This is a genomic window from Polaromonas potterensis (assembly GCF_033446725.1).
Lineage (GTDB): Bacteria > Pseudomonadota > Gammaproteobacteria > Burkholderiales > Burkholderiaceae_C > Polaromonas.
On sequence record NZ_JAWQLX010000001.1, the window covers coordinates 269,797 to 294,574 of the forward strand.

Annotated in this window: 29 protein-coding genes; 15 read left to right on the forward strand and 14 right to left on the reverse strand. The window is 61.7% G+C overall.

What is annotated here, in order from left to right; all coding sequences use genetic code 11:
• The first annotated feature begins 77 nt into the window (after window positions 1-77).
• Window positions 78-968: a DMT family transporter gene (locus tag R6254_RS01280; protein WP_318403790.1), complete on the forward strand. Its 891-nt coding sequence runs from the start codon at window positions 78-80 to the stop codon at window positions 966-968.
• 188 nt (window positions 969-1,156) lie between these two features.
• On the opposite strand, the gene R6254_RS01285 is transcribed toward R6254_RS01280, so the two are convergent.
• Window positions 1,157-1,804, reverse strand: coding sequence for a TetR/AcrR family transcriptional regulator (locus R6254_RS01285; protein WP_318403791.1), 648 nt, complete (start codon window positions 1,802-1,804; stop codon window positions 1,157-1,159).
• 113 nt (window positions 1,805-1,917) lie between these two features.
• On the opposite strand from R6254_RS01285, the gene R6254_RS01290 reads away from it, so the two are divergent.
• The 9 genes from R6254_RS01290 to R6254_RS01330 all read left to right on the forward strand — a co-directional run bounded on the left by R6254_RS01290 (window position 1,918) and on the right by R6254_RS01330 (window position 7,802).
• Window positions 1,918-2,391 (forward strand): VOC family protein, encoded by a 474-nt coding sequence (locus R6254_RS01290; protein ID WP_318403792.1) that lies wholly within the window; start codon window positions 1,918-1,920, stop codon window positions 2,389-2,391.
• Between the two features lie 19 nt (window positions 2,392-2,410).
• Window positions 2,411-3,037: a glutathione S-transferase family protein gene (locus R6254_RS01295; RefSeq protein ID WP_318403793.1), complete on the forward strand. Its 627-nt coding sequence runs from the start codon at window positions 2,411-2,413 to the stop codon at window positions 3,035-3,037.
• A 58-nt stretch (window positions 3,038-3,095) separates the two neighbouring features.
• Window positions 3,096-3,536 carry a VOC family protein gene (locus tag R6254_RS01300; RefSeq protein WP_318403794.1) on the forward strand — a complete coding sequence of 147 codons (441 nt, stop codon included), beginning with the start codon at window positions 3,096-3,098 and terminating at the stop codon, window positions 3,534-3,536.
• A 57-nt stretch (window positions 3,537-3,593) separates the two neighbouring features.
• The gene (locus R6254_RS01305) at window positions 3,594-4,082 is read left to right on the forward strand and encodes a DUF1579 domain-containing protein (protein ID WP_318403796.1); all 489 of its coding nucleotides are present in this window, start codon (window positions 3,594-3,596) and stop codon (window positions 4,080-4,082) included.
• Window positions 4,083-4,102: 20 nt separating this feature from the next.
• The gene (locus tag R6254_RS01310; protein ID WP_318403798.1) at window positions 4,103-4,288 is read left to right on the forward strand and encodes a hypothetical protein; all 186 of its coding nucleotides are present in this window, start codon (window positions 4,103-4,105) and stop codon (window positions 4,286-4,288) included.
• Between the two features lie 36 nt (window positions 4,289-4,324).
• Window positions 4,325-4,726 (forward strand): GFA family protein, encoded by a 402-nt coding sequence (locus tag R6254_RS01315; RefSeq protein ID WP_489685525.1) that lies wholly within the window; start codon window positions 4,325-4,327, stop codon window positions 4,724-4,726.
• Window positions 4,727-4,845: 119 nt separating this feature from the next.
• Window positions 4,846-5,802, forward strand: a complete 957-nt coding sequence (locus R6254_RS01320; RefSeq protein WP_318403801.1) for an ABC transporter ATP-binding protein — start codon at window positions 4,846-4,848, stop codon at window positions 5,800-5,802.
• Complete coding sequence (locus R6254_RS01325; RefSeq protein WP_318403802.1) at window positions 5,799-6,560, forward strand: ABC transporter permease; 762 nt, start codon at window positions 5,799-5,801, stop codon at window positions 6,558-6,560. The genes R6254_RS01320 and R6254_RS01325 overlap by 4 nt, the downstream gene beginning before the upstream one ends.
• 192 nt (window positions 6,561-6,752) lie before the next feature.
• Window positions 6,753-7,802, forward strand: coding sequence for a pirin family protein (locus tag R6254_RS01330; RefSeq protein WP_318403803.1), 1,050 nt, complete (start codon window positions 6,753-6,755; stop codon window positions 7,800-7,802).
• Between the two features lie 60 nt (window positions 7,803-7,862).
• Here R6254_RS01330 and R6254_RS01335 read toward each other — a convergent pair whose 3' ends face one another.
• Genes R6254_RS01335 through R6254_RS01345 form a run of 3 tightly spaced genes read right to left on the reverse strand, consistent with a single transcriptional unit; the run spans window position 7,863 to window position 11,506 of the window.
• A complete protein-coding gene (locus tag R6254_RS01335) occupies window positions 7,863-9,506 on the reverse strand; it encodes a M48 family metallopeptidase (protein ID WP_318403805.1) in 1,644 nt (547 codons plus the stop codon).
• On the reverse strand, window positions 9,493-9,852 hold the full coding sequence (locus tag R6254_RS01340) for a hypothetical protein (RefSeq protein WP_318403806.1): 360 nt from the start codon (window positions 9,850-9,852) through the stop codon (window positions 9,493-9,495). The genes R6254_RS01335 and R6254_RS01340 overlap by 14 nt, the downstream gene beginning before the upstream one ends.
• On the reverse strand, window positions 9,842-11,506 hold the full coding sequence (locus R6254_RS01345) for a CHASE2 domain-containing protein (RefSeq protein WP_318403807.1): 1,665 nt from the start codon (window positions 11,504-11,506) through the stop codon (window positions 9,842-9,844). The genes R6254_RS01340 and R6254_RS01345 overlap by 11 nt, the downstream gene beginning before the upstream one ends.
• Before the next feature lie 162 nt (window positions 11,507-11,668).
• On the opposite strand from R6254_RS01345, the gene R6254_RS01350 reads away from it, so the two are divergent.
• Window positions 11,669-12,070: a hypothetical protein gene (locus R6254_RS01350; protein ID WP_318403808.1), complete on the forward strand. Its 402-nt coding sequence runs from the start codon at window positions 11,669-11,671 to the stop codon at window positions 12,068-12,070.
• Window positions 12,070-12,702, forward strand: a complete 633-nt coding sequence (locus tag R6254_RS01355; RefSeq protein ID WP_318403809.1) for a GNAT family N-acetyltransferase — start codon at window positions 12,070-12,072, stop codon at window positions 12,700-12,702. The genes R6254_RS01350 and R6254_RS01355 overlap by 1 nt, the downstream gene beginning before the upstream one ends.
• Here R6254_RS01355 and dkgB read toward each other — a convergent pair.
• Both dkgB and R6254_RS01365 read right to left on the reverse strand, forming a co-directional pair.
• Window positions 12,668-13,471, reverse strand: a complete 804-nt coding sequence (dkgB, locus tag R6254_RS01360) for a 2,5-didehydrogluconate reductase DkgB (protein WP_318403810.1) — start codon at window positions 13,469-13,471, stop codon at window positions 12,668-12,670. The two genes, R6254_RS01355 and dkgB, sit on opposite strands and share 35 nt — an antisense overlap.
• A gap of 29 nt (window positions 13,472-13,500) precedes the next feature.
• On the reverse strand, window positions 13,501-14,703 hold the full coding sequence (locus R6254_RS01365) for an MFS transporter (protein ID WP_318403811.1): 1,203 nt from the start codon (window positions 14,701-14,703) through the stop codon (window positions 13,501-13,503).
• Window positions 14,704-14,812: 109 nt separating this feature from the next.
• Here R6254_RS01365 and R6254_RS01370 point away from each other — a divergent pair, with 109 nt between their 5' ends.
• Complete coding sequence (locus tag R6254_RS01370; RefSeq protein WP_318403812.1) at window positions 14,813-15,697, forward strand: LysR family transcriptional regulator; 885 nt, start codon at window positions 14,813-14,815, stop codon at window positions 15,695-15,697.
• 126 nt (window positions 15,698-15,823) lie between these two features.
• Here R6254_RS01370 and R6254_RS01375 read toward each other — a convergent pair whose 3' ends face one another.
• The 6 genes from R6254_RS01375 to R6254_RS01400 form a co-directional block, all read right to left on the reverse strand.
• Window positions 15,824-16,183, reverse strand: a complete 360-nt coding sequence (locus R6254_RS01375) for a hypothetical protein (RefSeq protein ID WP_318403813.1) — start codon at window positions 16,181-16,183, stop codon at window positions 15,824-15,826.
• 70 nt (window positions 16,184-16,253) lie between these two features.
• A complete protein-coding gene (locus R6254_RS01380; protein ID WP_318403815.1) occupies window positions 16,254-16,625 on the reverse strand; it encodes a hypothetical protein in 372 nt (123 codons plus the stop codon).
• Window positions 16,622-17,008, reverse strand: coding sequence for a roadblock/LC7 domain-containing protein (locus tag R6254_RS01385; protein WP_318403817.1), 387 nt, complete (start codon window positions 17,006-17,008; stop codon window positions 16,622-16,624). The genes R6254_RS01380 and R6254_RS01385 overlap by 4 nt, the downstream gene beginning before the upstream one ends.
• On the reverse strand, window positions 16,974-17,597 hold the full coding sequence (locus tag R6254_RS01390) for a GTP-binding protein (RefSeq protein WP_318403819.1): 624 nt from the start codon (window positions 17,595-17,597) through the stop codon (window positions 16,974-16,976). Before R6254_RS01390 ends, R6254_RS01385 begins: the two co-directional genes overlap by 35 nt.
• Window positions 17,594-18,325 carry a hypothetical protein gene (locus R6254_RS01395; RefSeq protein WP_318403820.1) on the reverse strand — a complete coding sequence of 244 codons (732 nt, stop codon included), beginning with the start codon at window positions 18,323-18,325 and terminating at the stop codon, window positions 17,594-17,596. Before R6254_RS01395 ends, R6254_RS01390 begins: the two co-directional genes overlap by 4 nt.
• 316 nt (window positions 18,326-18,641) lie before the next feature.
• On the reverse strand, window positions 18,642-19,772 hold the full coding sequence (locus R6254_RS01400; RefSeq protein ID WP_318403821.1) for a sensor histidine kinase: 1,131 nt from the start codon (window positions 19,770-19,772) through the stop codon (window positions 18,642-18,644).
• 328 nt (window positions 19,773-20,100) lie between these two features.
• Here R6254_RS01400 and R6254_RS01405 point away from each other — a divergent pair, with 328 nt between their 5' ends.
• On the forward strand, window positions 20,101-20,748 hold the full coding sequence (locus R6254_RS01405; RefSeq protein WP_318403823.1) for a response regulator transcription factor: 648 nt from the start codon (window positions 20,101-20,103) through the stop codon (window positions 20,746-20,748).
• A 323-nt stretch (window positions 20,749-21,071) separates the two neighbouring features.
• Window positions 21,072-21,488 carry an ABC transporter substrate-binding protein gene (locus R6254_RS01410; protein ID WP_318403825.1) on the forward strand — a complete coding sequence of 139 codons (417 nt, stop codon included), beginning with the start codon at window positions 21,072-21,074 and terminating at the stop codon, window positions 21,486-21,488.
• Between the two features lie 93 nt (window positions 21,489-21,581).
• Here R6254_RS01410 and gap read toward each other — a convergent pair whose 3' ends face one another.
• Both gap and tkt read right to left on the reverse strand, forming a co-directional pair.
• Window positions 21,582-22,580 carry a type I glyceraldehyde-3-phosphate dehydrogenase gene (gene gap, locus R6254_RS01415; protein WP_318403827.1) on the reverse strand — a complete coding sequence of 333 codons (999 nt, stop codon included), beginning with the start codon at window positions 22,578-22,580 and terminating at the stop codon, window positions 21,582-21,584.
• Between the two features lie 53 nt (window positions 22,581-22,633).
• Window positions 22,634-24,736: a transketolase gene (gene tkt, locus R6254_RS01420; protein WP_318403829.1), complete on the reverse strand. Its 2,103-nt coding sequence runs from the start codon at window positions 24,734-24,736 to the stop codon at window positions 22,634-22,636.
• Window positions 24,737-24,778: the final 42 nt, after the last annotated feature.

A 24,778-nucleotide genomic window follows, 5' to 3' on the forward strand; every position in this document is an offset into this window, starting at 1 on the left:
ACCGGGCCTGCCGCGATACGCATGGGCGCGCCGCAGGCCTTTATTGTTTCTGTCCATCCTCACCCTTGGAGCTTCTCATGGGCCCGAAAACTTCTGCCGCCGTCGCCACCATGCTCTGGGGCTTCACCTATGTCGTTTCGACGACCTTGCTGCCGCACAACCCCTTGCTGGTCGCCGCCGTGCGCGCCCTGGGCGGCGCCTTTGCGCTGCTGCTGTTGGCCCGCCATCTGCCGCCGCCGGGCTGGTGGAACAAGCTGATCGTTCTGGGCACCTTAAACGCCGGCCTGTTCTTTGCGCTGCTGTTTATCTCAGCCATGCGTTTGCCCGGCGGCGTGGCCGCCATCTTTCAGGCGCTGGGGCCGCTGTTTGCCATCCTGCTGGGCTGGGCTATTCTGAAAATGAAACCCAGCCTGCTGAAGATTGCCAGCGTGTTGATAGGCGTTGCCGGTGTGGCGCTGGTGGTGCTCAAAGGTGATGCCGGGCTGGATGCGATCGGTGTGGCCGCCGCGCTGGGCGGAACGCTGTCGCTGGCGCTGGGCGGCGTGCTGATGAACAAATGGGGCAAGCCGCCTATCTCCATGTTGGCCTTCACCGGCTGGCAGTTGCTGGTGGCGGGCATGGAACTTTTGCTGGTGGCCTTGCTGGCCGGTGATTGGCCCAACACCCTCACGGCCACCAACGTCGCGGGTTTTGTGATTCTGGCGGTGCTGCTGACGGCCGTGCCTTTTGTGCTGTGGTTCGGCGCCATCGCCAAGGTCGGCGTGGTGGTGGTTGCGCCCTTCTTTCTGCTGGTGCCCATCACCGCTTTTGTGCTGGACGCGCTGATCAAGGGTTTTGTCCCCACCGGTTTGCAGATCGTGGGCGCCGTGATTGTGGTGGCCGGGCTGCTGCTGAGTCAGTGGGTGCCCAAAGCGCAGCGCCAGCACCGTCGCAAAACGCAGCCGCGTCACCCGGCGAAACACTCCTGAGGCCGGTGATGCCGGTCAAACCCTGAAGCGGAAATCGCCCACGCCTCAGGGGTTCACAGGGGGCCAGCAGTGTCTTCGTCCCCGCAGCGGCTGGCCATCGCTCCTTTTTTGATAGCTGCTTGCGCCCATTCAATATGGGCTAGCGCCCTGTTTTTCATACAAACCGGGCGCTGGGCAGCGTACGGCGGCTACAAGCCCTTTTCCACCATGTCCAGCAGGCGCTGGCCGACCTGCTGCATCTGCGGGCCGATGACCGGGCCCAGCGGCCCGTCAATCACCAGCATGGCCAGGCCGTGCACCGCTGACCAGGCGAGGAACTCCGCGCCGGGTCGGCGCTCGGGCGGCATCACGCCGGCGTCAACCATCTGATCGAGCGCGGCGCCCAGCAGCTGGAAGGGGTTGAGGCCGCTGTGGCCGGCCCGGGCCGGGTCGGGTGTGGCTTCTTTCAAATCGTCCGACGGGCCAAAGGCGGTGCGGAACAAACCCGTCTCGGCCTGGGCAAAACGCAGGTAGCCGGTGCCGACCGCACGCACGCTGGCGCGGGCCAGGTCGGCGGGGGGCAGGCCGGGGGGCAGGGCCGCCAGTTCGGCTTCTATCGCCCCGGCCACGGCCGACAGGGCGGCGGCGCGCACCGCCTGCAGCAGGGCCTGGCGGCTGGCGAAGTGGCGGTAGGCGGCGTTGGGCGCCACGCCGGCACGGCGTGTGGCCTCGCGCAGCACCACGGCATCGGGCCCGCCGCTGCGCGCCAGCGCGATGCCGGCCTCCAGCAACACACGCCGCAGGTCGCCATGGCGGTAGGTGCTGCGGGCGGCGGGCGGCCTGGATGCATTTGTCATGACTGCTTACTTTTTGATGTGGACACTGTCCATTGTCTTTGTTATTCTATTGTGGACGGTGTACACAATACGTCGATTTTCCCCTTCAGGCAAGCCACCCCAGGAGACTTTTCATGCAAAAGATCACCCCATTTCTGACCTTCGGCCACCAGGCCGAAGACGCCTTTCACTTCTACACCTCGGTCTTCAGAAACGCGAAGGCCGGCGAGGTCCGCCGTTACGGCGACACCGGGCCGGGCGCGGCAGGCTCGTTCATGACGGGTACTTTCGAGATCGAGGGGCAACAGTTCATGGTGCTCAACGCCGGCTCGGATTTCGGCTTTGCCCCCGGCCTCTCTTTGTTTGTCGACTGCAAGACGCAGGAAGAAATCGATGAGCTGTGGGAAAAACTTTCCACCGGCGGCACCGTCCAGCAGTGCGGCTGGCTGCAGGACAAGTTCGGCGTGACCTGGCAAATCGTGCCCAGCGTGCTGCTCAAGCTGATGGGCGACAAGGACCCGGTCAAGGCCGGGCGTGTCATGAAAGCCATGATGCAGATGGTCAAGCTGGACATCAAAAAGCTGCAGCAAGCCTATGACGCGGCCTGAGGCCCGGCAGGAAACCACCATGAAACTTTATTTCTCGGACACCCTGAACCCGCGCAAAGCCTGCGCGGTGGCGAAATACCTGGGCCTGCCGATAGAGTTTGTCTTCGTCGCGCTGGAAAAGGGAGAACACCGGACGCCCGCTTTCCGCGCGATGAACCCGAATGCCAAGGTGCCGGTGCTGGTGGACGGCGACACCACCTTGTGGGAGTCGAACGCCATCATGTGTTACCTCGCCGCCAAGGCCGGCTCGGACCTGTGGCCCCGGGACAAGCGCCAGATCGAGGTGATGCGCTGGCTGATGTGGGACGCCACGGAGTTTGCGCCGCAAGCCGGCACGCTGTACTTTGAACACATCGTCAAGCCGCGCTTTGGCATCGGCCCGCCCGACGCCGCCGAGGTGCAAAAGGCGACCCAGGGTTTCCTGCGTTACGCCGCCGTGCTGGAGGCCCACCTGCGCGGGCGCCGCTACCTGGTGGGCGAGGCGCTGAGCGTGGCCGATTTTGCGGCGGCCATCACGTTGCCCTATGCCGAAGAGGCGAAGTTGCCGCTGGCCGACTTTCCGGAGATCCGGCGCTGGCATGAGCAGCTCAACAAGCTTGAAGCCTGGCGCGAGCCCTTCACCGCCACGTCGGCCGCACGCGCCTGATGCGCACCGAGCCGATCACTTGCATTCCCCCCACCACCTCTGTCAAAAGGAGATTTCCATGTTAGTCCAGCCCTATTTGTTTTTTGATGGCCGCTGCGAAGAGGCCCTGAACTTTTACAAAACCGCCATCGGCGCCGAAGTGACGGCGATGATGCGTTTCAGCGACAGCCCAGTGCCGCCGTCGCCGGAGATGTGTGCGGGCGGTTCGGACGCCGGCAAGATCACCGGCAATCACATCATGCATGCCAACTTCCGCATCGGCGACACGCAGGTAATGGCCTCGGACGGCATGGCGCAGGGCAAGACCGAGTTCAAGGGCTTTTCGCTGTCCATCACCGCCACCGACGCGGCGCAGGCCGAGCGCCTGTTCAAGGCGCTGGGCGAAGGCGGACAGGTGCAGATGCCCATGAGCGAAACCTTTTTTGCCCACAGCTTCGGCATGGTCGCCGACCGCTTTGGTGTGTCGTGGATGGTGATCCACCCGAAACCTGAGAAGTGAGCGCGCTGGCACGTCGCGGCCAGTCCTCTAATTTTTACCAAGAAGGAGATACCTCTGATGGAATACCCTGTCCAAGCGCAAAAAGAACATGTCTGGCTGCAACAACTGCTGGGCCCATGGACCATGGAAGGCGAGTGCGACGCCCCGCCAGGCGAACCGCCTATGAAAAGCGCGGGCACGGAAAACGTGCGCGGCCTCGGCGACCTGTGGGTGGTCTGCGAGGGCAAGGGCGAGATGCCTGGCGGTGGCCCTTGTGAAATGTTGATGTCGCTGGGTTATGACACAGCAAAAAAAGCGTTTGTCGGCCACTGGGCCGGCTCCATGATGAGTGGCATGTTTGTCTACCGCGGCACGCTGGACGCATCGGGCAAGGTGTTGACGCTGGACACCGAAGGACCGAGCTTCACGGGCGATGGCACGACGGCGCATTACCAGGACGTCATCACCATCAAAAGCAGGGACGAGCGCACCCTGCATTCACAGACCCAGCAAGCCGATGGCTCGTGGCAACGTTTCATGACGGCGACCTACCGGCGGGCGAAGTAGCATTTTTTTGGACCATGCCTATGAGCACACCCCCGCAACTCTCACCGCCGCGCGAGCTGGCGAAGAAAAACGAACTTTGTTTCCCGAACGGGAGCGACGACAACCGGCCTGCGCGCGGCCTGCACCCGCTGAAAATTGATCCGAATGTCAGCGGCGGTGACAACGGCCTGAACTGCACCGCGGGAGCGACGGGTAGCCGGTTCTGAGTTATGCCTATTCATGAGTTTTTTAGACGCAGCGCAATGAAAAAAACGTACCACGGCAGTTGTCACTGCGGCGCGATCCGCTTTGAGGCGGACATCGACATGCGTGCCAACACCTACCGCTGCAATTGCTCGATCTGTTCACGCAATCGCTTCTGGCCAGCGATCGTCGCGCCAGGCGCCTTCCGTCTTTTGTCCGGCCAGTCGGACTTGACAAAATACCTGTTCAACACGAGGCGCAATGAGCACTATTTCTGCAAACACTGCGGCGTCCGACCGTTTGGCATCGGCCGCAGCCCGGAGGGCCATCAGATCTATGGCGTGAATCTGGGATGCCTGGACGATGTGACACCCAAAGAGCTTGCCGCGGTGCCCATCATCTATGTGGACGGCAAACACGACAACTGGTCCGCAGCCCCCTTGATCACAAGCTACTTGTGATCAAGGGGCTTGAAGCCCGGCGCACAGGGCTTGGGCAGTCTTCACGCGATCCGGTTAAAGTGGCGCAGGCCCATGCGCCATCACCTTCATCTGCTTCGTCACGACCTCAGGAGCGCCGCGTGCCCGCCATTATTTCCATTCGCCAGCTGAGCAAAATCTACGCCTCGGGCTTCCAGGCACTGCGTTCGGTCAACCTGGACATCCAGCGAGGAGAAATTTTTGCCCTGCTCGGCCCCAACGGCGCCGGCAAGACCACGCTGATCAATATCGTCTGCGGCATCGTCAAGCCCAGCTCGGGCAGCGTGACGGCCGACGGGCACGACATTGTTCGCGACTACCGCGCGGCGCGCGCCAAGATCGGCCTGGTGCCGCAGGAGTTGTCCACCGACGCGTTTGAAACCGTCTGGTCCACCGTGAGTTTCAGCCGCGGGCTGTTTGGCAAGCCCCCGAATCCGGCGCACATCGAGAAGGTGCTGCGCGACCTGTCGCTCTGGGACAAGAAGGACAACAAGATCATGACGCTGTCGGGCGGCATGAAGCGCCGGGTGCTGATTGCCAAGGCGCTGTCGCACGAGCCGCAGATTTTGTTTCTCGACGAACCCACGGCTGGCGTCGATGTCGAATTGCGCCAGGGCATGTGGCAGATGGTGCGCAAGCTGCGTGACAAAGGTGTCACCATCATCCTGACCACACACTACATCGAGGAGGCCGAGGAAATGGCCGACCGCATCGGCGTGATCAGCAAGGGCGAGCTGATCGTGGTCGAGGACAAGGCGGTGCTGATGCGCAAGCTGGGCAAGAAGCAGCTCACGCTGCAGTTGCGCGCGCCGCTGCAAGCCCTTCCCGCGGCGCTGGCCGGGCTGCCGCTGGAGTTGACCGAGGGCGGCAACACGCTGGTCTACACCTTCGACACCCAGCAGGAGGAAATCGGCATCGGCGAGCTGCTCAAGCGCCTGGCCGGCCTGGGCATCGACTTCAAGGACCTGCATTCGAGTGAAAGCTCGCTGGAGGACATCTTCGTCAGCCTGGTGCACGCGGCCCCGCCTGCGCAAGCCCTGCAAAAGGAGGCCGCATGAACTGGCACGGCATCAGCGCCATCTACCGCTTCGAGATGGCGCGCACTTTCCGCACCCTGATGCAGTCCATCGCCTCGCCGGTGATCTCGACCTCGCTGTATTTCGTCGTCTTCGGCGCGGCCATCGGCTCACGCATGGGCGACATCGACGGCATCCGCTACGGCGCCTTCATCATTCCCGGCCTGGTCATGCTGTCGCTGCTCAACGAGAGCATTTCCAACGCAGCCTTCGGCATCTACATGCCCAAATGGTCGGGCACGATTTACGAGCTGTTGTCGGCGCCGGTGTCGTCCATGGAGGTGGTGATGGGTTATGTGGGCGCGGCGGCCAGCAAGTCGGTGCTGCTGGGCCTGCTGATCCTGGCGACGGCGCGCCTCTTCGTGCCTTACAGCATTGCGCACCCCTTCTGGATGTTGTGTTTTTTGCTGCTGACCGCGCTGACCTTCAGCCTGTTCGGTTTCATCATCGGGCTGTGGGCGGACAACTTCCAGAAGCTGCAGGTCGTCCCGATGATGATCGTCACGCCGCTAACCTTTCTGGGCGGCGCGTTTTATTCGATCAACATGTTGCCACCGATCTGGCAGAAGATTGCCCTGTTCAACCCGGTGGTCTACCTGATCAGCGGCTTCCGCTGGAGTTTTTACGGCGTGGCCGATGTCAATGTGGGCATCAGCGTGGCCGCCATCCTCGGCTTTCTGGCGCTTTGCCTGGGCACGGTGGGGTGGATTTTCCGCACCGGCTGGAAGCTCAAGGCCTGAGGCCCCCCGGCGCAGCGCGCCAGGTGCCCATCTATCGCTATCTATTTTATAGCTGATTGCGCCCGTCCAGCAAAGGCTGAAGGCCAATTTGGCTTATAAATTTGGCACAAACGCGCGGCTGGCCAGTGCTTGAAAAAGTGCCGGCCTGCCTCATCTCATTGGTTTGAAAGCTCACGCCCGAAAGGCCCCGCCATGCCCGCCAGCCCCGTCCTCCAGATCAAGCCTCTTGGTTTTCCATGGGAGACCATCGATCCTTTTCTGTTCTGCGCCTACCACGACGACGCCTATCCTCCGGCGAATGCCGATATGGGGCCAGCCGCCTCGCTGGCCGGCCGCGCCATCGGCCAGGACTTCAGCCGCAAGGATGGCTGGAGCATGTACCACGGCGAACAGGTGCCGGGTTTTCCGCCACACCCGCACCGCGGTTTTGAAACCGTGACGATTGCGCGCAAGGGCCTGATCGACCACGCCGATTCGCTGGGTGCCGAAGCACGTTTTGGCCAGGGCGATGTGCAGTGGCTCACCACCGGCAAGGGCATTGTTCACTCCGAGATGTTTCCGCTGCTCAAGGAAGATGCGCCCAATCCGCTGGAGCTGTTCCAGATCTGGCTGAACTTGCCGGCACGCAGCAAGATGGCCGAGCCCTACTTCACCATGTTCTGGTCGGAAAAAATTCCGCGCCGGGTGGATACCGATGCAGACGGCCGCACGACCGAAGTCGCGGTCATCGCGGGGCAACTGCAGGCCACGGGCCAGGACGCAACTACGTCACTTGTACCGCTGGCGCCGCCGCCTGATTCCTGGGCCGCGCAGGCCGACGCCGACGTGGCGATCTGGACGATTCGCATGGCGCCCGGCGCGCGCTGGACCTTGCCCGCAGCCACAGGCCAAGGCACGCGGCGCAGCCTGTATTTTTTCAAGGGCCAGTCGGTCAACATCGCCGGCCAGGACGTGAACAGTGCGTCGACCATCGAGTTGCGCGCCGATGCGGCGGTAGAGCTGATCAACGGCAGCGAGCTCAGTGAATTTTTGCTGCTGCAGGGCAAACCCATTGGCGAGCCGGTGGCGCAATACGGCCCCTTTGTGATGAACACCCAGGCAGAAATCATGCAGACCATGGCCGACTACCGGCGCACGCAGTTTGGTGGCTGGTCGTTTGACAGCGACGCGCCTGTGCACGGGCGCGACCCGGCGCGCTTTGCCAGGCACCCGGACGGGCGCGAGGAAAACCCGGAATCCTAAGCACCCTTTGTCCTCAAAACCCCTGGTCCAAACCGCCCGCAGGTGACGCGCCAGCCAGGCCTAGGGTGTCTTGAGCATTTTCTGCATGAACTGACCGCTTTTTTCTTTGAGCTTGCGCTCGGCTGTCGCCCGTTCGGCAGGGGAGGCTGAGGCTTCATTGCAGCGCGAGGTCATGCGCTGAAAATTTTTGCCGCAATTTTGGGCCATCCGCTTGGCGTCGTCCCAGCCCTGCGTCTCGCCGTAAAAACGGATGGCCTCAGGCCAAGCTTCCTCGGCGTTCTGGAAATAACTCAAACCTTGATCCATCACTTTTTTGGCAGCGGCGGTTTGCCGTCCCTCTTGAAGCCCGCTGCTGCGTGTCTGGTAAATTTTCCAAGCCCGGTCGGACTCCGATTTGAAATTGGCCTCCAGCACCTGGCCCGGGTCAATGCGTCTATTTCTCGCCGTGGCCGGTTGCTTGCTCAAGACGGTGTAGAGCGCATACAGGGGTAGCGCGTGGCTGGCCGTCACCCCGGTGGTGGCTTTCCTCGCCTGTGCCAGCGCACCAGGATCACCGGGGGCTTTGAGCACCGCGAGTGCCAGCGCGTAATTGCTCAAAAGCGTCGCCGTGCGCTTTTCCTTGCGCGCCGCTTCAAGGGATCGGCTCACCGGTTCTTTGTCGATGTGAAGTTCCGGAATGGACGCGACGGCCAAGGCCAAGGTATCCATTCGCTCAACCGTTAGCGGATGGTCACTGCGCAGCTTCTCTGACACCTTGTTGAGTTCAAACGCAAACTGCTGCAAGGCGCTGTCCACATTGGCACTGACCTCACCTTGCGATTGGGCCAGGGACACACTCAGCGCGCTGTTGGGTGTCGGGTTTTGTTTGGCGATTTTGCTGATGGCTCGCTCCCTAACCATCTTGAGAATTTGCGCTTGTTTTTCCTTTTCATTGGCTTCGTTTTTTTCTTCCCAACTTGCCATGCGCTCCAGAAAAGCCTTCATGCCATGTTCGTAGGAGTAGCCCAGCTTCAACGAAACATTGAGGCCGAAATTATCCGCGGCGCTTTCCTGCGACCGCCCATAGACCGTGGTGACCAGCCCGCGCCCCAGGACGTAAGCGGTCGCCATGCTGTCGACGTCCGTCCAGCCCGTGGCTTGCGTTGTTTTTTGGACCAGTGCCACCCCCAGCGCCAACAAGCTGGCGGTCGCATCCGCATTGGCGACAGCGCCCTCCAACTGGTGGTAATGCAGGTAGACATGGCCAAATTCGTGGCTCAAGAGGGCCACCAGTTCATCCTCACTCTGGACTGAATTCAGCCACGGCAAAGAAACATACAGATTGCCAGCCCCAGTGGCATAAGCCTGTAGGGCTTCGTTGGCGAGAATGTGAACACTGCCTGGCCAGTCCGGCACACCAGCCTGGGTTTTGATGCGGGCATACAGGCCATTCAAATAACGCTGCATCTCCGGTGCATTCACCAGACCGAAGCCACGTGCCCGTTGATTGAGCTCGTCCTGCGCCACAGTGGGCCAGGTACGTTCGCTAGGCGGCGGCAAGGCCGCGGTGGGGCTCAGGGGTGCAGCGCCCAACTGGCTGGCAAACGGCAGTTCCGCCAAGCTCGTGGGCATGGTCTTGCAACCCGCAAGCAAGGCCAGGGTGGCCACAAAAGCGCTCGCCTTCAGGTTGCGCCATCGACGCACGGTGATCTTATTTACAGGCATCTTTACCGGCTCCTGGCGTGGCAATGGTCGCGCCCGGCATGGCGCGGGAAGCCGTACCGCAACCCGCGGTACTGCCACGGCTGATGCGCACCTGCAAGCCACGCAACCAGTAGGCCTGGCCGGCGATGAGCACCTGGTGGTAGCCGGTTTTGGTGGCCTGGATGATCAAGGGCAGGCCTGCCTCTCCCATCGTGATCTGGCGAACGGCCTGCGCGGCACCGGGTTGTTCATACAGGTCCAGGCTGGTACGACTGCTGGGACTGGGCGCGACGATTTTGTCCTGCGCCATCACCGCCTGAACGGGCAAGGCCAGCAAGGCCGTGAGAAAAACTTGCTTAGGGTTCATGTCTTTTTTCTTTCAGGGCAGCAGCACAGGCTGCGGAATGTTTGCACGGTTCGTCGCTTCGCAGAGGGTTGGACGCTGGTGGCCCAAACAACGTCCATTTCATTTTTTTCATATAGCCCAGACCTTCGGCGAGCAGCGTCATGCTGACCAGTTCAACCACAGGCAACATGCCGATGCGGAACCACCCTTGCAAGAAGGCAATCAAGCCCATGGCCGCCACGGTTTGAAGCGACAACCGCAGCAGCCAGGCCAGCCCGGTCGCCACCAACTGTGCCACCCGTTGTGTCCGTTTGATCGGGCAAGGATCAGTCAGTTTTCGGACGATCTCTCTTGTCCATTGGTAGCGCTCATGCAAGTGAAACCTTTTTTGGCCCAGGAACCAACTCCAAAAAAGATGTACCGCAAAAACGGCGCTGACGGCCAGCAAACCTGGCGCCAGCAACGGCCACGCTGGCGGCAGCGTCCATTCGGCACTCAGTTTGTAGTTGCCCTCATAGGTCAACAAGTTGTCCAGCGCCATGGCATGCATGTAGACCCCGGGCAGCTTCCCATGCACGGGTGATTCGGCAAAATCGTTGTAGCCCGGCACATTGGCGCCCACCAGGACATAACGTCCCGCCAGATAAGGCGCCAATTTGTCTTCCGGCAACTCACCCAACTGGGCCATGGAGAGCGTCCGGTGATAAGGGCACAGGGGCGCAGAGGAAGCGTCTTCCCACAGTCGGCGCAAGACACCGGGAATCAAGGTCCACAGTTCCGGCTGACCCGGGCGGCAGTGTTGCAAACGTTCCGGCCTGTCGGCCTGAGGGGCCGAGTTGTGTCCCCACACCAATGCCATGGGCGCCGTTTCTTCGCCCAGGTCCAGATGCGCCACGTCCTGCGCGATCGTCATGGCCGCACTGCGGTAGCTGGGCTGCTGCGCGGATTGATCCGCTGGCCCGGGTTGCCAGCCACTGTCGGTCAGATGACGACTCAGCGGATAGCTCCAGGCGAGGCCGTCCAGGGAGTCGGGCAGGTAATCTACTCCCACCAGCGTGAAACAGGTGGGCTCGCTGCCAGAAAGATTCGCGCCCAAGCCCGCGCGTACCGTCAGGCGTCCGTTGTCAGGAGAGGACATCGCCGCCAGGAAGACCGGTACCTTGTACTTGTAGCGCAGGGTGCACAAGGCCTGGTTCAGAGCCGTGATCGTTGGATCATCACGCTCTTGTCCGAAAGTGATGTCCAGCAGGATCGCCTTGGGACGAGCTTTGGGGTCTGAGGCCAAACGCAGAAGCGCGTCGGCGTGGTCCTGGTAGCTGATAGGCCAGGCACTGGCACTGCTTTGGAGAAATTGCGGGTCGTACATCACGACCGTTATCCGGTCGCGTGCCTTGGCGGGGTAAGCGAACTGGGCTGTTAGCGGCGCCTGCGCGCGCGCCATAAAGCGGGTTAACGCCATGCCGCTGTCGTTGATCTTGTCTCCCAGCCAGAGCATGCCAAACGACACGCCCATCAGGATCAGCAACGCCCACACCAGCGCCCACGGCGTCCAACCACGCAACGCTGACTTGTCATCAATGACCTGAAATGCCTTCTTGAATACCTCCAAAAAGCTGTCCCACCCATCCGCTAATATTTTTATCATGCTGCCGTACTGTTGAAAACGAGTCGCCATGGTGTGTGTGCCGTGACGCAGCGCCTGTGCAGTCTATCCGGTATCACACACTGATTCAGCCCGAGTCCCTGCGGTTTTATGCGGGCCAAGTAAACTCAGCAAGCCCTGGCGGGCAGGCGCGGATGACAGTCACCGGCGCCGCATTTCACACGAGGTGGCTTGATGGCGATTGGATGGCTGGCAGTTTTGCAAATGGTTCCCTGGTCGGACGTGATCAACAACGCGCCCAAGGTGGCCGATGGCGCCAAAAAACTGTGGAAGGCTGTCGGTAAAAAACCGCCGCCGCAGGCGCTGCCGGATGAAGAAGCCACGGCCGCGCTGTCGCCCGAGGCGCAGGCCATGGCCACCTTGCAAGCGCGTATCGCCGCCATGGAAGAAGCTGCGGACGAACTGCACAACCAGATGCTGGCCTCGTCCGAGTTGATCAAAACCCTGGCCGAGCAGAACACCCAGTTGATTCAGCGCATCGAACTCAGCCGCGTGCGACTGTTGCTGTTGGCCGGCGTGACGGTGGTGGTCGCCATCGTTGCCGTGGTGGGGCTGACGTTGACGCTGGCGCGCTGATGCAGGCGCCGCTCCAGCCCGTCACATTGTCCGGACAGCATGTCCGGCTGGAACCCCTGACCATTGCCCATGTGCCCGCGCTGGCACGGATTGGGCTGGTCCCTGAACTCTGGCGACTGCAGCCGGCGCCCATCAGCAGCGAGGACGACATGCGCGCCTATGTCGCCCAGGCGCTGGATGATCAGCGGCGCGGCGTCAGCCTGCCTTTTGTGATCCTCCACAGCGACACCAGCGAGGTGATCGGTAGCACGCGTTACATGGACATCGCGCCGGCCCATGACCGACTCGAAATAGGCGCCACCTGGCTGGCACCGGCCTGCCAGCGCACAGGCGCCAACACCGAGGCCAAACGCCTGCTGCTGACCCACGCGTTTGAAACCTTGCAGACCATTCGCGTGGTGTTCAAGACCGAGGTGCTCAACGAAGCGTCGCGCAAGGCGCTGGCACGCCTGGGCGCGGTCGAAGAAGGCGTCTTTCGCCAACACTTGGTGACCGCATCGGGGCGCAGGCGGGACATGGTTTATTTCTCGATTCTGGAGACCGAGTGGCCGACGGTCAAAGCCGGCTTGCTGAGCCGGCTTCGCGGAGAACCTTCACCTAGTCCCAGGCGGGCGCCAGCCCCTCGGGATTAACCAGGCGTTCGCCCCGGTCCAGCGCGACAATTTGCGCCATGTCTTCATCCGTCAGGCGCAACTGCTGCGCCAGCAAATTGCTTTGCAGGTTAATGCGCTGGGTCGATGAGGGAATCACCGCGTAACCCAATTGCAGAGCCCAGGCCAGCACCACCTGCGCCGTGGTCGCGCCATGTCGCGTCGCGATCTGCTGGATCACCGGGTCTTGCAGCACCTTGCCGTAGGCCAGCGTCATGTAGGAGGTGATGTGGATGCCCTGGCTGCGTGCAAAGTCCACCAGCTTGCGGTTTTGCAGGTAGGGGCTGAGCTCGATTTGCTGGGTCGCGATGTTGGCTGCGCCAACGATGTTTATCGCCTCCTGCATCAGGGCGATGTTGAAGTTGGAAATGCCAATCTGTTTCGTCAGGCCTTGTGCCTTGGCCTCCATCAAGGCGCCCAGGGTGTCGGCCAGCGGCACGGCAGCGCCCGGTGATGGCCAGTGGATCAGCGTGAGGTCGACATGGTCGGTGCGCAGCTTGGCCAGGCTGTCCTTGAGACTGGGCATCACGCGGTCTTTGGCGAGGTGTTCGGTCCAGATTTTGGTGGTCAGAAACAGTTCGCTGCGCGGCACGCCGCTGGCTTCGATGGCCTGGCCGATCTCGGCTTCGTTGCCGTAGATCTGCGCGGTGTCTATGGCGCTGTAACCGAGGTCAAGCGCGTTGCTGACGGAGTCCATAACGACTTGCTCTTTGAGCCGGAAGGTGCCGAGACCGAAGGCGGGGATGCTCATGGTGATGTCCTTGTTGATTGTTAAATAAATTAGTGCGCAACCACAGGGCTAGCGTTGGCCGCGCGGACCGGCACGCCGTCTCTGGTATCGAGGCGACCGCTCCAGTAGGTCAGGGCCAGCGCACCCAGCACCACGACCGCACCTATCCAGGGTGTGTGCATCAGGCCAAGGTGGGTCACCACCAGGCCGCCGGCCCAGGCCGCAAAAGCGATGCCGAGGTTGAAGGCGGCGATGTTCAGGCCCGAGGCCACGTCCACCGCCTGCGGCGTGTGGCGTTCAGCCTGGCGCACCACATACACCTGCAGGCCAGGCACGTTGCCAAACGCCACGGCGCCCCATAAAAACACGGTGGCGACCGCTAGAGAAGGGTGCGGCGCGGTGAAGTTAAAGACCAGCAGCACGGCTGCGAGCAAGGCGAAGATGAGTTTCAGCGCGGCAATCGGCCCCTTGCGGTCGGCCAGCTTGCCGCCCCAGATGTTGCCGGCCGCCACCGACACGCCGTAGACCAGCATCACCCAGCCGACAGCACCGACGCCAAAACCGGCCTGCTGCAGAATGGGCGCAAGAAAGGTAAACGGAATAAAAGAGCCGCCGTAACCCACGGCCGTGGTGGCATACACCAGCAGCAAACGCGGCTGGGTCAAGACCTTGAACTGCTGCGTCAATGATGCCGGCGGTGTGTGCTGGATGCTGCGTGGAATGAACAGCAAGCTCACGACAAAAGCGATGGCGCCCAGCGCCGACACCGCCAGAAAGGTCTCACGCCAGCCGAAATGCTGGCCGATGAAGGTGCCCAGCGGCACACCGGTGACCAGCGCCACCGTCAAACCAGTGAACATGATGGCAATCGCACTCGCGGCTTTTTCCTTGGGCACCAGACCGGTGGCGATGGTCGAGCCGATGGAGAAGAACACACCGTGCGCCAGGCCAGTCAAAATACGCGCGGCCACCAGCGAGTTGTAGCCGGGCGCCTGCCAGGCCAGCAGGTTGCCGAGTGTAAACAGCGCCATCAGACCGAGTAGCAGGGTTTTGCGCGGCAGCTTGCCGGTCAGCGCGGTCAACACCGGTGCGCCTATGGCAACACCGAGCGCATACAGGCTGACCAGCAGGCCAGCGGAAGGCAGGCCGATGTTCAGGTCGGCCGCCACGGTGGGCAAGAGACCAACGATAACGAACTCGGTCGTTCCGATGGCGAAAGCGCTGATGGTCAGCGCGAGAAGGGCAATAGGCATAAAAGGCTCCGTAATTTTCACGAAGCCTGTAGTGTGGGATTTTTATCCTTGCAGAATAAGCCGTATTCACGCAGAATATTATTGACTCAAAGTCAACAATGAGGCGACCATGAAAACCACCCTCGAAGAACTGCTGGCCTTTCGCGCGGTGGTCGACACCGGCTCCATCACGGCGGCGGCCGACCAGCTGGGACAGACCGTGTCGGGCATCAGCCGGGCGCTGGGGCGTCTCGAAAAAAAGTTGGCCACCACCTTGCTGCGCCGCACGACGCGGCGGCTGGAGCTGACCGAAGAAGGCCAGACCTTTCTGGCACGCACACGTGCCATCCTGGATGCGATGGACGAGGCCGAGGACGAACTGGTGGCGCGGCGCCAGCAAGCTGTCGGGCTGCTGCGCGTGAATGCCGCCTCGCCCTTCATGTTGCACGCCATCGTGCCGCTGGTGCCCGAGTTCAGCACCTTGTTTCCCCAAATTCGCCTGGAGCTCAACACCGACGAGCTGAACGTGGACTTGCTGGCGCAACGCACCGACATCGCGATACGCATAGGGCCGCTACGCGACTCGACCTTGCATGCGCGGCCGCTGTGCAGCAGCCGACTGCGTGTGCTGGCCAGCCCGGCTTATCTTGAAAAGCATGGCAAGCCGAAACGTGTGGCAGACCTCGCCAACCATGCCCTCATAGGCAACAGCCAATTGGCCACATTGAACCAGTGGCCGCTGCGCGGGCCGCAGGGCGACAGCTACGCCGCGACCCTGGCCTTCAGCGCCTCCAGCGGCGTAACCATGCGGCATCTGGCGCTGGCCGGCGTAGGCATTGTCTGCCTGGCCGACTTCATGAGCGAAGCCGACCGTGCGCGCGGTGATTTGGTGCAGCTACTCACGCGCGACACGGTGGAAGTGCGGCAGGCGGTCAACGCGGTGTATTACCGCAACACAGCGCTGTCCTCGCGCATCACGGCCTTTCTGGATTTCATTGCCGCGCGCCTGCAATGACATACGTCGAGGTAGCCAAATAAACAGGTCAAAAAAATGCGCCCGACGGCGCAAAAAAGGGCATACAGAACGGACCGGGCAGGCACTCGTCTGGCCTTGCCGGCGCCGCGGTCAGTGGGTGCCGACTCAGAGCACCAGTTCTTTTTCCACGTCCTGCACCTTGCGGCGAGCCAGGGCCAGGTTGGACTTGGATTTTTCGAGGACCACGTAGAGAAACAAGCCCTCGTTGCGGCCCATGGGACGAATCAGATGGTACTGTTTTCCGAGCGTGATCAGGATGTCTTCGATCACATCGTTGAGCCCCAATGAACGCATGGTTTTGAGTTTGGCGCGCATCACTTCGGTGTTGCCGGCGGCGGCGACTTCCAGGTCCACCCCGCTGCCGATCTGGCCCAGGATCATCCCGCTTGACGAATCCACCAGCGCGGCACACATGGCGCCGTCCAGTGTCAAAAGTTCTTCCATCGCTTGCTTGATTGTTGCCATTGTCAGTTTCTCCTTCGCGCGTTATAAAAAAATCCTGCAGCTGCGCACACCACAGGATTGAACAAATTTTTCAGGAAGACAGGCCCTCGGCGAATGGCCCCGAGGCCCGTGCATGCCGCAACCAGCCCTGCCAGTCCACGGCTTGCGTGCGGGTGACGGCCACCAGCAACAAGGACGGGTCACTGGGACAAGCCGTCAGCGCCAGCCAGCCGTTCTGGAAAGCCAACATGGCCAGGTTCAAACGCCCCAGGGCCACCAGGTTTTCCTTGACACGTGCATGGATGCGCCAAAACTCCACGGCGGCTTCGCTGAGCGGCTCGACATCGGCGAACTCGCCGGCGCTGTGCAAGACCAGGCCGGACGAACACTCCACCAGCGAGCAACCCTGGATGCCGTCAAAGGCGGCGAGCTCAGAGAGGTACTGGTCGATCAGCGGGATCACGGCGCCTCACCCAGTTGCTGCGCCGTCTGCTTGGTGAAATACACCATTTGTGCGAGGACCGCGTTTTTGTTGGCCACCACGCTGAGGATCATGGGATACACCGCATGTGCGACGTGAATCATCACGACATAGCCGTTTTCGGATTCGATGGAAATGCTCTCGTGCGCCCCGACCTGGCTTTCTTCGCCGACCACACTGCAGATGGCGGCGATGGAGCTGGCCATGGCCGCCAGCTTGGCGCCGTCGCTGGCGTTTTCCACCCGGGAGGCCAGATCAAAACCGTCAGCGGTGGAGACCACCGCCGCCACGGCGCCATGCACCTGGCGCATCAGGCTCTTCAATGCGTTTTCAGCCAGCGTAGTCAGATGCGGTGGTAGCGTCATGGTGTTTTCTGGAAGGTTGGAAGGCCGTGGCATCCGGGGCCATGCCCGGTAAACCCTCGGCCGGTGACTTGCTTTCAAACTGGGTGAGCAACAGGTCCATCAACATCAGGACTTGTTGCTGCTCGCGCACATCCACGGGCAGCAGCGGGCACAACACACCAGCGGCATGCAAGGCCTCGGCATAGGCGTCCAGGCCGGGCTCCGGGTGGGTCTCCATGCGCCCCACGCCCACCACGCAGGCGGCGTCGCGTATCAAGTCCTTGAAGCCCTGCAGATAAACCGCGAGGTCGGCCAGCGGGTCGGGCCGAGCGTTGTCGATCAGCACCACGATACCGAGCGCGCCCTGCGCCAGGATGCGCCACATGAAAGAAAACCGCTCTTGCCCGGGCGTGCCATACAGCCGCAGCTTGTCGCCGTTGTCGAGGGTGAGTTCGCCGTAGTCCAGCCCCACGGTGGTAGTGGCCTTGTCGAACGCGGTGTCGTTGTTTTTGACGTCGGTGCGCACCGGCGCGGTTTCACTGATCGCGGCAATCGCCGTTGTTTTGCCGGCGCCTGTGGTGCCGGTCAGCAGGATTTTGTATTCGTTCATTTGGCGGTGGGTGTCCTGACCAACATCTCCAGGCGCGAACGGATGCGGGCAATCAGACCCAGGTATTCGACGGGAGGGTTCCTCTGAGCCGTGGGCGCAGCGGTGTGAATGTGGCCCGGCGCGTCCCGCACCTCGTCCATCACACGCAGCAGCCCGACGGCTCTCAGGGCATCCACAAAGGTCTGGCACAACACCAGCGGAAACTGGGTGCGGTCGGCCAGCTCGGTGAGGCTGACGGGTTGGCCTGTCAGCGCCGTGGCCAGCTTGAGGTAACGGTTATCGCGCTGCAGCAGGGCCGGCTCCGGCCAACGCGTCAGGGAGACGCGCTGATTGAAAAGTACCTGCACAGGCGCCGGCGCATCAACGGCTTGCGGACCTGCGGGCCGCGCGGCGCGACTGGCGATTTCATCGCCGGCCTGGTCCAGGTGGCTGATGACATCGGCAATCCGCAGGGGCAAGCTAAGCCCGCGAAAGTCCGTGCCTGCTGAAGCGCTGACACGGATGAGCACATGGCCGGCCAAATCCTCGATTCTGGTTGGCTCACCCGTGACCTGTGTTCCCAGAACAAACAGGTCAGCGTCTGCGCCGTCGGTGTGTTGCCAGACATGCCGGGTTTTGCCCTGAAGCACCCGCACGACGGACTTGAAAACAATCTCGTCACGCGAGGCGATCTGGCGCAAGGTGTAGCGGAAGGAGGGCGTACGTAGGCCAGGTGAGACGTCAGGCATGATGCAGCTGCGCCTCCGTTGGCCGGGTGGCCGCATGGCGGCACGGCCTTGGCTTGAACCAGGCCGATGCCACGACGTCACAGGTCGAAGCAACACCCCATTCGCGCTGGCTATTTTTGATCTTTTGCACAGTACCACCCCCTGTTTATTTGTGATAGCGCCGATTCAGTGTGACGGGGGGGACCTGGCTGGATTAGGTAGTTCTACAGCTGAGGCCTAGCTGAATACGCTAGCCGGTCAACACACAAAATTCTCAGGAACATGCCACGGCCCGCCGAGGTGTGGCAAGCACCGCCGCGCGCAAACGCCCGGTGATTTAATCGTGTGGCAGACGAAGGTTGGGCGCAAACCGATCCGCTGGCCAGATCACTTTGACGCAGCTGCCGCTGCGCCGGCCTGGCGAAAATTCGATGCGCCCGCCTATGCTTTCGGCGCGCGCCATCATGGAACGAACACCCATGCCAGCGCTGATGATGCTGGCCCCAAAACCAATGCCGTTGTCTTCAATTTCCAGCATCAAGTCGGGCCGACGATCGGTGAGTTTGAGCCGGATCCGTGTGGCCTTGCCGTGGCGCAGCGCATTGACAATCCCTTCCTGGGCAATGCGGTAGAGGTGGACACCGGTCTCGGCCGGCACATCGTCGAACGGCCCGCTCATCCTGAATTCGCAGGGAACACCCTTGAGCAACGTCCAGTCGCTGGCCAGCCTTTCCATGGCATGCCCGAAACCGCCCGCATACGTGTCCACCGGCATCAGGCCGCGCGCCAGGCCGCGTGTCATTTCAATCGCCCCCTGCAACTGGCCCATCACATTGTCCAGGCGCACTGACAACACGGCATCGTCGGGCACCAGGCCTTTGAGGCTGCCCAGCATCAGGGAGATGCCGGTCAGCTCAGAGCCCAACGAATCATGCAACTCGCGGGCAATCGCCGACTGCTGCTTGTCCAGTTCAGTGGCCAGCAGGCGCTCGTAACCGGCGCGGGCCTTGCGTGCCTGGATTTCAAGCAGGTGGTGATCGGACGCACGATGTACCGCGGTGATGAAATGCGGCTGACCGTTCAAGATCACGCAGGAAAGTTTGGGCATCATCTGCACCAGCTCGCCGTCTTTGCCTTTGAGCTTGAGCCAGCCGGTGGGAATGCGCCGGCCCGCCACCACGGCTTTTCGGCGCTGCAGGGCCAGTTGCTGATCACCGTCGGCGACCAGGTCGGTGATCAACATACCGGCCAGGGATTCATCGGGGCCATAACCGAGCAGGCGGCTGATCTCGGGGTTGGAATAAATCACCTGCCGCTCATTGGAAATCAGGACGCCAGCGTGGAGGCCTTCGACCATGGCGCGCAGCACGTGCGGAAGCTGTTCGCCCAGCGGTGCGTGCACCATGGCCACGCCAGCGCTGGTGGAGCCGGCTTCTTGTCCTTGTTGTTGTGTGCTTTTTATGTTCATCGTCCATGACTCAGGCAAGGTCCATGGTACGGGAGTCCGCGCGAATGGAGTGCGTCAAAATGAGAACGTTGCGACCGTCGGCACGTCCGTCAGCAAGGCTTATGCGACGGCTGCTAAGTACTCATACCTAAGACCACACCGTATCCACATCAACTCCCGTTAAGCTCTGCGTGTTTGCTTTGCAAGGCCTTGCGTTGCACAGCAAACACGCCAACGATCTTTCTGAAAACACAAGCGAATACCAAAGTATTCCAGGGTGAATTCAAAAGGCCGCCAGCTTAATGCGAATGGCTTCAAAGCCCACAACATAGAGACTGACACCCCGCCCATGAAGTCAGTATTTGTTCTTGATGATCACGACATTGTTCGTTTTGGCCTGGAGACCTTGATTGCCAGCTACGAACCTTCGCTCAGGCTGGTCGGCGCGGCCGCAAACCTGGCGACCGGCTTGCGGCAGATCGGCGAACTGCGGCCCGACCTCGTCATCAGCGACATGTCGCTTGGTGAGTCCAAGGGACTGGACACGGTGGCCGCGGTGGTGCAGGCGCAAGGCCACAGACCGGTGCTGGTGGTGTCCATGCACGATGAACTGATTTATGCCGAGCAGGTGCTGGCGCTGGGCGCCAAGGGTTATGTGATGAAGGAAAACGCACACGCCACGGTGGTGCCGGCGGCCTTTGCGCTGCTGCGCGGCGAGACCTGGGTAAGCCCGAAGGTCAACGCGCGAATGCTCAACCGTGTGATGAAACGCTCGCCCATCCATGTCCAGCCAGGCAGTGGCGATGCGGACGTTCCGTTGAGTGCCCGCGAGGTGCAGGTGCTCGAAAAACTCCGGAACGGAAAAACCACCAAAGAAATTGCCTTTGTCCTGGGCCTGAGCTCACGCACGATTGATGTTCACCGCGCCAACATCAAGCGCAAGCTGCGCCTGAAAAGCGGCTCAGAACTGATTGCGTTTGCGATCACCCGCATGTGATCCACACCGGCTCGCGGGGCCATCGGTGTAGGGGCTTCAGCGCGCCCAGCGGTGAAACCGTGCAGCATCTATCGCCGAAGTCGACCGTCCGCGCCGCAGCACCCACCCTACAATGCCGGGGCGCCCCGCCTCATAAAAATTTACTCCACGTCGGTGCCCAACGGTTGCGATGTGCGACGCATGGCCTGTCAACCCTCTTCATGGCTTGAAACTCCGGCGTCCGACCCCGAGCTATGTCTCAAAGACGCCGGCCTCGTCATCCCTCCGCTTTCCTGTGGCCCACCCGGCCATGTTTTTTACTCGATTGACCTTTCAGGAAAACCGTGACTCTTTCTTTTCGCACCACCGCCTCCCTCCTTGTTCTGTCCATCGCATCGCTGAGCTTGCCCTCGCTGGCCCATGCCAAACGTATGGGGGGCGGCGTCAAACCGCGTGTATCGGCCAGCCCCAAGGCCCCGGTCAAAGCCGCCACGCCAGCAGCCCCTGCGGCTGCACCGGCAGCGGCCACAGCGGCGCCTGCTGCCGCACCCGTACGCGGTCCCGGCATGATGGGCACCCTGGGGGCTGTTGCCGTGGGCGCCGTGGCCGGCTCCATGGTGGGCAATGCCATCGCCGGTTCACCGGACAAAAACGCCAAGAAAGCCGAGGCCAAAGCCGCCGAAGCAGAAGCACACACACTGCAGCGAAAGGCCGACGAAGCCAAACGCAAGGCTGAACAGGCGCGCTCCGCGGCCATATAAACCCCTGGGGCCTGGACCCGCGCCAGGCCCAGCCCCATGAAAAAAGCCAACGCTGTTGCCAGCGTTGGCTTTTTTTTGGACGCGAGAAACGTCTTACTTGCTGACCACGCGCACCATTTCCAGGCACTTGTTGGAGTAGCCCCATTCGTTGTCGTACCAGGCCACGATCTTGACGAAGGTGCTGTCCAGCGCAATGCTGGCGTCGGCGTCAAAAATCGAGGTGCGGGTATCGCCGCGGAAGTCGGTGGCCACCACCTTGTCTTCGGTGTAACCGAGGATGCCCTTGAGCGCACCTTCGCTTTGCGCTTTCATTTCGGCGCAGATTTCTTTCAGCGTGGCTTCCTTGTTCAGCTCACAGGTCAGGTCCACCACCGACACGTCGGAGGTCGGCACGCGGAAAGACATACCGGTGAGCTTTTTGTTCAGCTCGGGAATCACCACACCGACGGCCTTGGCGGCACCGGTGCTGGAAGGAATGATGTTTTCCAGAATGCCGCGGCCGCCGCGCCAGTCCTTGTTGCTCGGGCCGTCCACGGTTTTTTGCGTGGCGGTGGCGGCGTGCACGGTGGTCATCAGGCCACGCTTGATGCCCCACTTGTCGTTCAGCACCTTGGCCACAGGCGCCAGGCAGTTGGTGGTGCAGGAGGCATTAGAGATGATGGCCTGACCCGCGTAAGTCTTGTCATTCACACCAAACACAAACATCGGGGTATCGTCTTTGGACGGTGCCGAGAAGATGACTTTTTTCGCGCCGGCGGCCAGATGTTTTTCACCCGAGGCCTTGTCCAGGAACAAACCGGTGGATTCGATCACCACCTCCGCGCCGACTTCATTCCACTTCAGGTTGGCCGGGTCGCGCTCTTGCGTCAAACGGATTTTTTTGCCGTTGACGATCAAGGTGTTGCCCTCGACCGAAACCTCGCCCTTGAAGCGGCCATGCACCGAGTCGTACTGCAGCATGTAGGCCAGGTAGTCGGGCTCGAGCAAATCGTTGATGCCGACGATTTCAATATCGCCAAAGCTCTGCACCGCCGAGCGGAACACATTGCGGCCGATGCGACCGAAACCATTGATGCCTACCTTGATCGTCATGCTTGTCTCTCCAGAAAAGTTAATACAAAACCCGGTTTACGCTGAATGCGGAATTATTTCTTCAACACCTTGCGCACGGTGTCGGCCACGTTTTCCGGCGTGAAGCCGAAGTGTTTGAACAGGACCGGTGCAGGTGCGGATTCGCCATAGGTGTCGATGCCGACCACGGCAGCGCAGCCGTATTTCCACCAGCCGTCGGTGACACCCATCTCCACCGCGATACGCGGCAGGCCTTCGGGCAAGACTTCCGATTTGTAGGCGGTTTTTTGTTTGTCAAAGGTCGTGGTGCTGGGCATGGAAACCACACGCACGGCGATTTTGTAGGTGCTGGCCAGCAGCTCTTGCGCCTTCAGCGCCAGTTGCACTTCGGAACCGGTCGCAATGATCACGGCCTGGGCTTTTTTGTTCAGGCCCACTTCGGCCGGTTCGGCCAGCACGTAAGCACCTTTGCTGATTTCGCCGAGGTCGTTTTTCGGGGCGTAAGGCAGGTTCTGGCGGCTCAGCAACAACGCTGTCGGCTTGTTTTTGTTTTGCAAGGCCACGGCCCAGGCCACGGCGGTTTCGGCCGTGTCGCCCGGACGCCAGACGTCCAGATTCGGGATCAGACGCAGGCTGGCCGCATGTTCAATCGACTGGTGCGTCGGGCCGTCTTCACCCAGACCGATGGAGTCGTGGGTGAACACATGCACCACACGCAGTTTCATCAGCGCGGCCATGCGGATGGCGTTGCGGCTGTAGTCGCTGAAGGTCAGGAAAGTGCCGCCGTAAGGGATGTAGCCGCCGTGCAGCGCAATGCCGTTCATGATGGCGGCCATGCCGAATTCGCGCACGCCGTAGTTGATGTGGCGGCCACCGATTTTGCTGCCGTCGGCGGCCTCGGTTTGCACCACCTCGCCGGCCAGGTCAAAACGCAGGCTGGGGGTGGACTTGGTGTTGGTCAGGTTGGAGCCGGTCAAATCGGCCGAGCCGCCCAGCATTTCCGGCAGGCCGGCGGTGAAGGCTTCCAGGGCCAGTTGCGAGGCCTTGCGCGAAGCCACGGTTTCGTACTTGGTGTGTGCGCCCACCACGGTGTCCACGGCGATCTGCGCGAAAGCCTTGGGCAAGTCGCCTTTCATGCGGCGCACAAACTCGGCGGCCAGCTCGGGGTAGGCCAGTTGGTAGGCGGCGAATCGGGCGTCCCAATCGGTTTCCAGCGCCAGGCCCGTGGCCTTGGCGTCCCAGGCCTCATAACTTTCCTGCGGGATTTCGAAAGGCGCGTAAGGCCAGCCCAGCGCTTCACGCGTGAGCTTGATTTCTTCGGCGCCCAGCGGCTCGCCATGAGCCTTGGCGGTGTTGGCGCGATTCGGCGAGCCTTGGCCGATGTGGGTCTTGCAGACAATCAGCGTCGGTTTGTCGGCGCTGTTTTTGGCGTCGGCAATCGCACGCGACACCGCGTCCACGTCGTGGCCGTCGATCGGGCCGATCACGTTCCAGCCGTAGGCGGCAAAACGCAGCGGCGTGTTGTCGACAAACCAGGGCGCGACCTGGCCGTCGATGGAGATGCCGTTGTCGTCGTACAGCGCGATCAGCTTATTGAGCTTCCAGGCGCCGGCCAGCGCGCTGGCTTCGTGGCTGATGCCTTCCATCAGGCAGCCGTCACCCATGAAGACATAAGTGTGGTGATCCACTACTTTGTGCTCTTCACGGTTGAACTCTTTGGCCATCAGCTTCTCGGCCAGCGCCATGCCGACCGCATTGCTCAGGCCCTGGCCCAGCGGGCCGGTGGTGGTTTCCACGCCGGCGGTGTAGCCGAACTCGGGGTGGCCCGGGGTCTGGCTGTGCAGCTGGCGGAAGTTCTTCAACTCCTTCATTGACAAGGCGTAGCCAGTCAGGTGCAGCAGCGCATAAATCAGCATGGAGCCGTGGCCGTTGGACAGCACAAAACGGTCGCGGTCAAACCAGTTCGGGTTCTGCGGGCTGTGTTTGAGGTGCTGGCCCCAGAGCGCCACAGCGATGTCGGCCATGCCCATGGGCGCGCCGGGGTGGCCGGAGTTGGCCTGTTGCACGGCATCCATGGCCAGAGCACGGATGGAGTTGGCCATGAGGGATGAAGTGTTGTCAGCCATTGCTTGAAGTCCAGGTGGGTAATGAGGCAAATCCCTTGTCCGGCAGGCCATGGTGGAGATGGCGGGCGCACGCGGGAAAACCCGGATTTTACG

What these genes read in the sequence shown, in the direction of transcription:
- R6254_RS01370 (WP_318403812.1), top strand. Translation starts at nt 14,813, where the DNA reads ATGAAAACCACCCTCGAAGAACTGCTGGCCTTTCGCGCGGTGGTCGAC.
- R6254_RS01355 (WP_318403809.1), top strand. Translation starts at nt 12,070, where the DNA reads ATGCAGGCGCCGCTCCAGCCCGTCACATTGTCCGGACAGCATGTCCGG.
- R6254_RS01340 (WP_318403806.1), bottom strand. Translation starts at nt 9,852, where the DNA reads ATGAACCCTAAGCAAGTTTTTCTCACGGCCTTGCTGGCCTTGCCCGTT.
- gap (WP_318403827.1), bottom strand. Translation starts at nt 22,580, where the DNA reads ATGACGATCAAGGTAGGCATCAATGGTTTCGGTCGCATCGGCCGCAAT.
- R6254_RS01395 (WP_318403820.1), bottom strand. Translation starts at nt 18,325, where the DNA reads ATGCCTGACGTCTCACCTGGCCTACGTACGCCCTCCTTCCGCTACACC.
- R6254_RS01310 (WP_318403798.1), top strand. Translation starts at nt 4,103, where the DNA reads ATGAGCACACCCCCGCAACTCTCACCGCCGCGCGAGCTGGCGAAGAAA.
- R6254_RS01300 (WP_318403794.1), top strand. Translation starts at nt 3,096, where the DNA reads ATGTTAGTCCAGCCCTATTTGTTTTTTGATGGCCGCTGCGAAGAGGCC.
- R6254_RS01345 (WP_318403807.1), bottom strand. Translation starts at nt 11,506, where the DNA reads ATGGCGACTCGTTTTCAACAGTACGGCAGCATGATAAAAATATTAGCG.
- R6254_RS01405 (WP_318403823.1), top strand. Translation starts at nt 20,101, where the DNA reads ATGAAGTCAGTATTTGTTCTTGATGATCACGACATTGTTCGTTTTGGC.
- R6254_RS01295 (WP_318403793.1), top strand. Translation starts at nt 2,411, where the DNA reads ATGAAACTTTATTTCTCGGACACCCTGAACCCGCGCAAAGCCTGCGCG.
- R6254_RS01290 (WP_318403792.1), top strand. Translation starts at nt 1,918, where the DNA reads ATGCAAAAGATCACCCCATTTCTGACCTTCGGCCACCAGGCCGAAGAC.
- R6254_RS01280 (WP_318403790.1), top strand. Translation starts at nt 78, where the DNA reads ATGGGCCCGAAAACTTCTGCCGCCGTCGCCACCATGCTCTGGGGCTTC.
- R6254_RS01325 (WP_318403802.1), top strand. Translation starts at nt 5,799, where the DNA reads ATGAACTGGCACGGCATCAGCGCCATCTACCGCTTCGAGATGGCGCGC.
- R6254_RS01400 (WP_318403821.1), bottom strand. Translation starts at nt 19,772, where the DNA reads ATGAACATAAAAAGCACACAACAACAAGGACAAGAAGCCGGCTCCACC.
- R6254_RS01385 (WP_318403817.1), bottom strand. Translation starts at nt 17,008, where the DNA reads ATGACGCTACCACCGCATCTGACTACGCTGGCTGAAAACGCATTGAAG.
- R6254_RS01350 (WP_318403808.1), top strand. Translation starts at nt 11,669, where the DNA reads ATGGCGATTGGATGGCTGGCAGTTTTGCAAATGGTTCCCTGGTCGGAC.
- R6254_RS01335 (WP_318403805.1), bottom strand. Translation starts at nt 9,506, where the DNA reads ATGCCTGTAAATAAGATCACCGTGCGTCGATGGCGCAACCTGAAGGCG.
- dkgB (WP_318403810.1), bottom strand. Translation starts at nt 13,471, where the DNA reads ATGAGCATCCCCGCCTTCGGTCTCGGCACCTTCCGGCTCAAAGAGCAA.
- R6254_RS01390 (WP_318403819.1), bottom strand. Translation starts at nt 17,597, where the DNA reads ATGAACGAATACAAAATCCTGCTGACCGGCACCACAGGCGCCGGCAAA.
- R6254_RS01330 (WP_318403803.1), top strand. Translation starts at nt 6,753, where the DNA reads ATGCCCGCCAGCCCCGTCCTCCAGATCAAGCCTCTTGGTTTTCCATGG.
- R6254_RS01365 (WP_318403811.1), bottom strand. Translation starts at nt 14,703, where the DNA reads ATGCCTATTGCCCTTCTCGCGCTGACCATCAGCGCTTTCGCCATCGGA.
- tkt (WP_318403829.1), bottom strand. Translation starts at nt 24,736, where the DNA reads ATGGCCTGCCGGACAAGGGATTTGCCTCATTACCCACCTGGACTTCAA.
- R6254_RS01315 (WP_489685525.1), top strand. Translation starts at nt 4,325, where the DNA reads ATGAAAAAAACGTACCACGGCAGTTGTCACTGCGGCGCGATCCGCTTT.
- R6254_RS01375 (WP_318403813.1), bottom strand. Translation starts at nt 16,183, where the DNA reads ATGGCAACAATCAAGCAAGCGATGGAAGAACTTTTGACACTGGACGGC.
- R6254_RS01305 (WP_318403796.1), top strand. Translation starts at nt 3,594, where the DNA reads ATGGAATACCCTGTCCAAGCGCAAAAAGAACATGTCTGGCTGCAACAA.
- R6254_RS01285 (WP_318403791.1), bottom strand. Translation starts at nt 1,804, where the DNA reads ATGACAAATGCATCCAGGCCGCCCGCCGCCCGCAGCACCTACCGCCAT.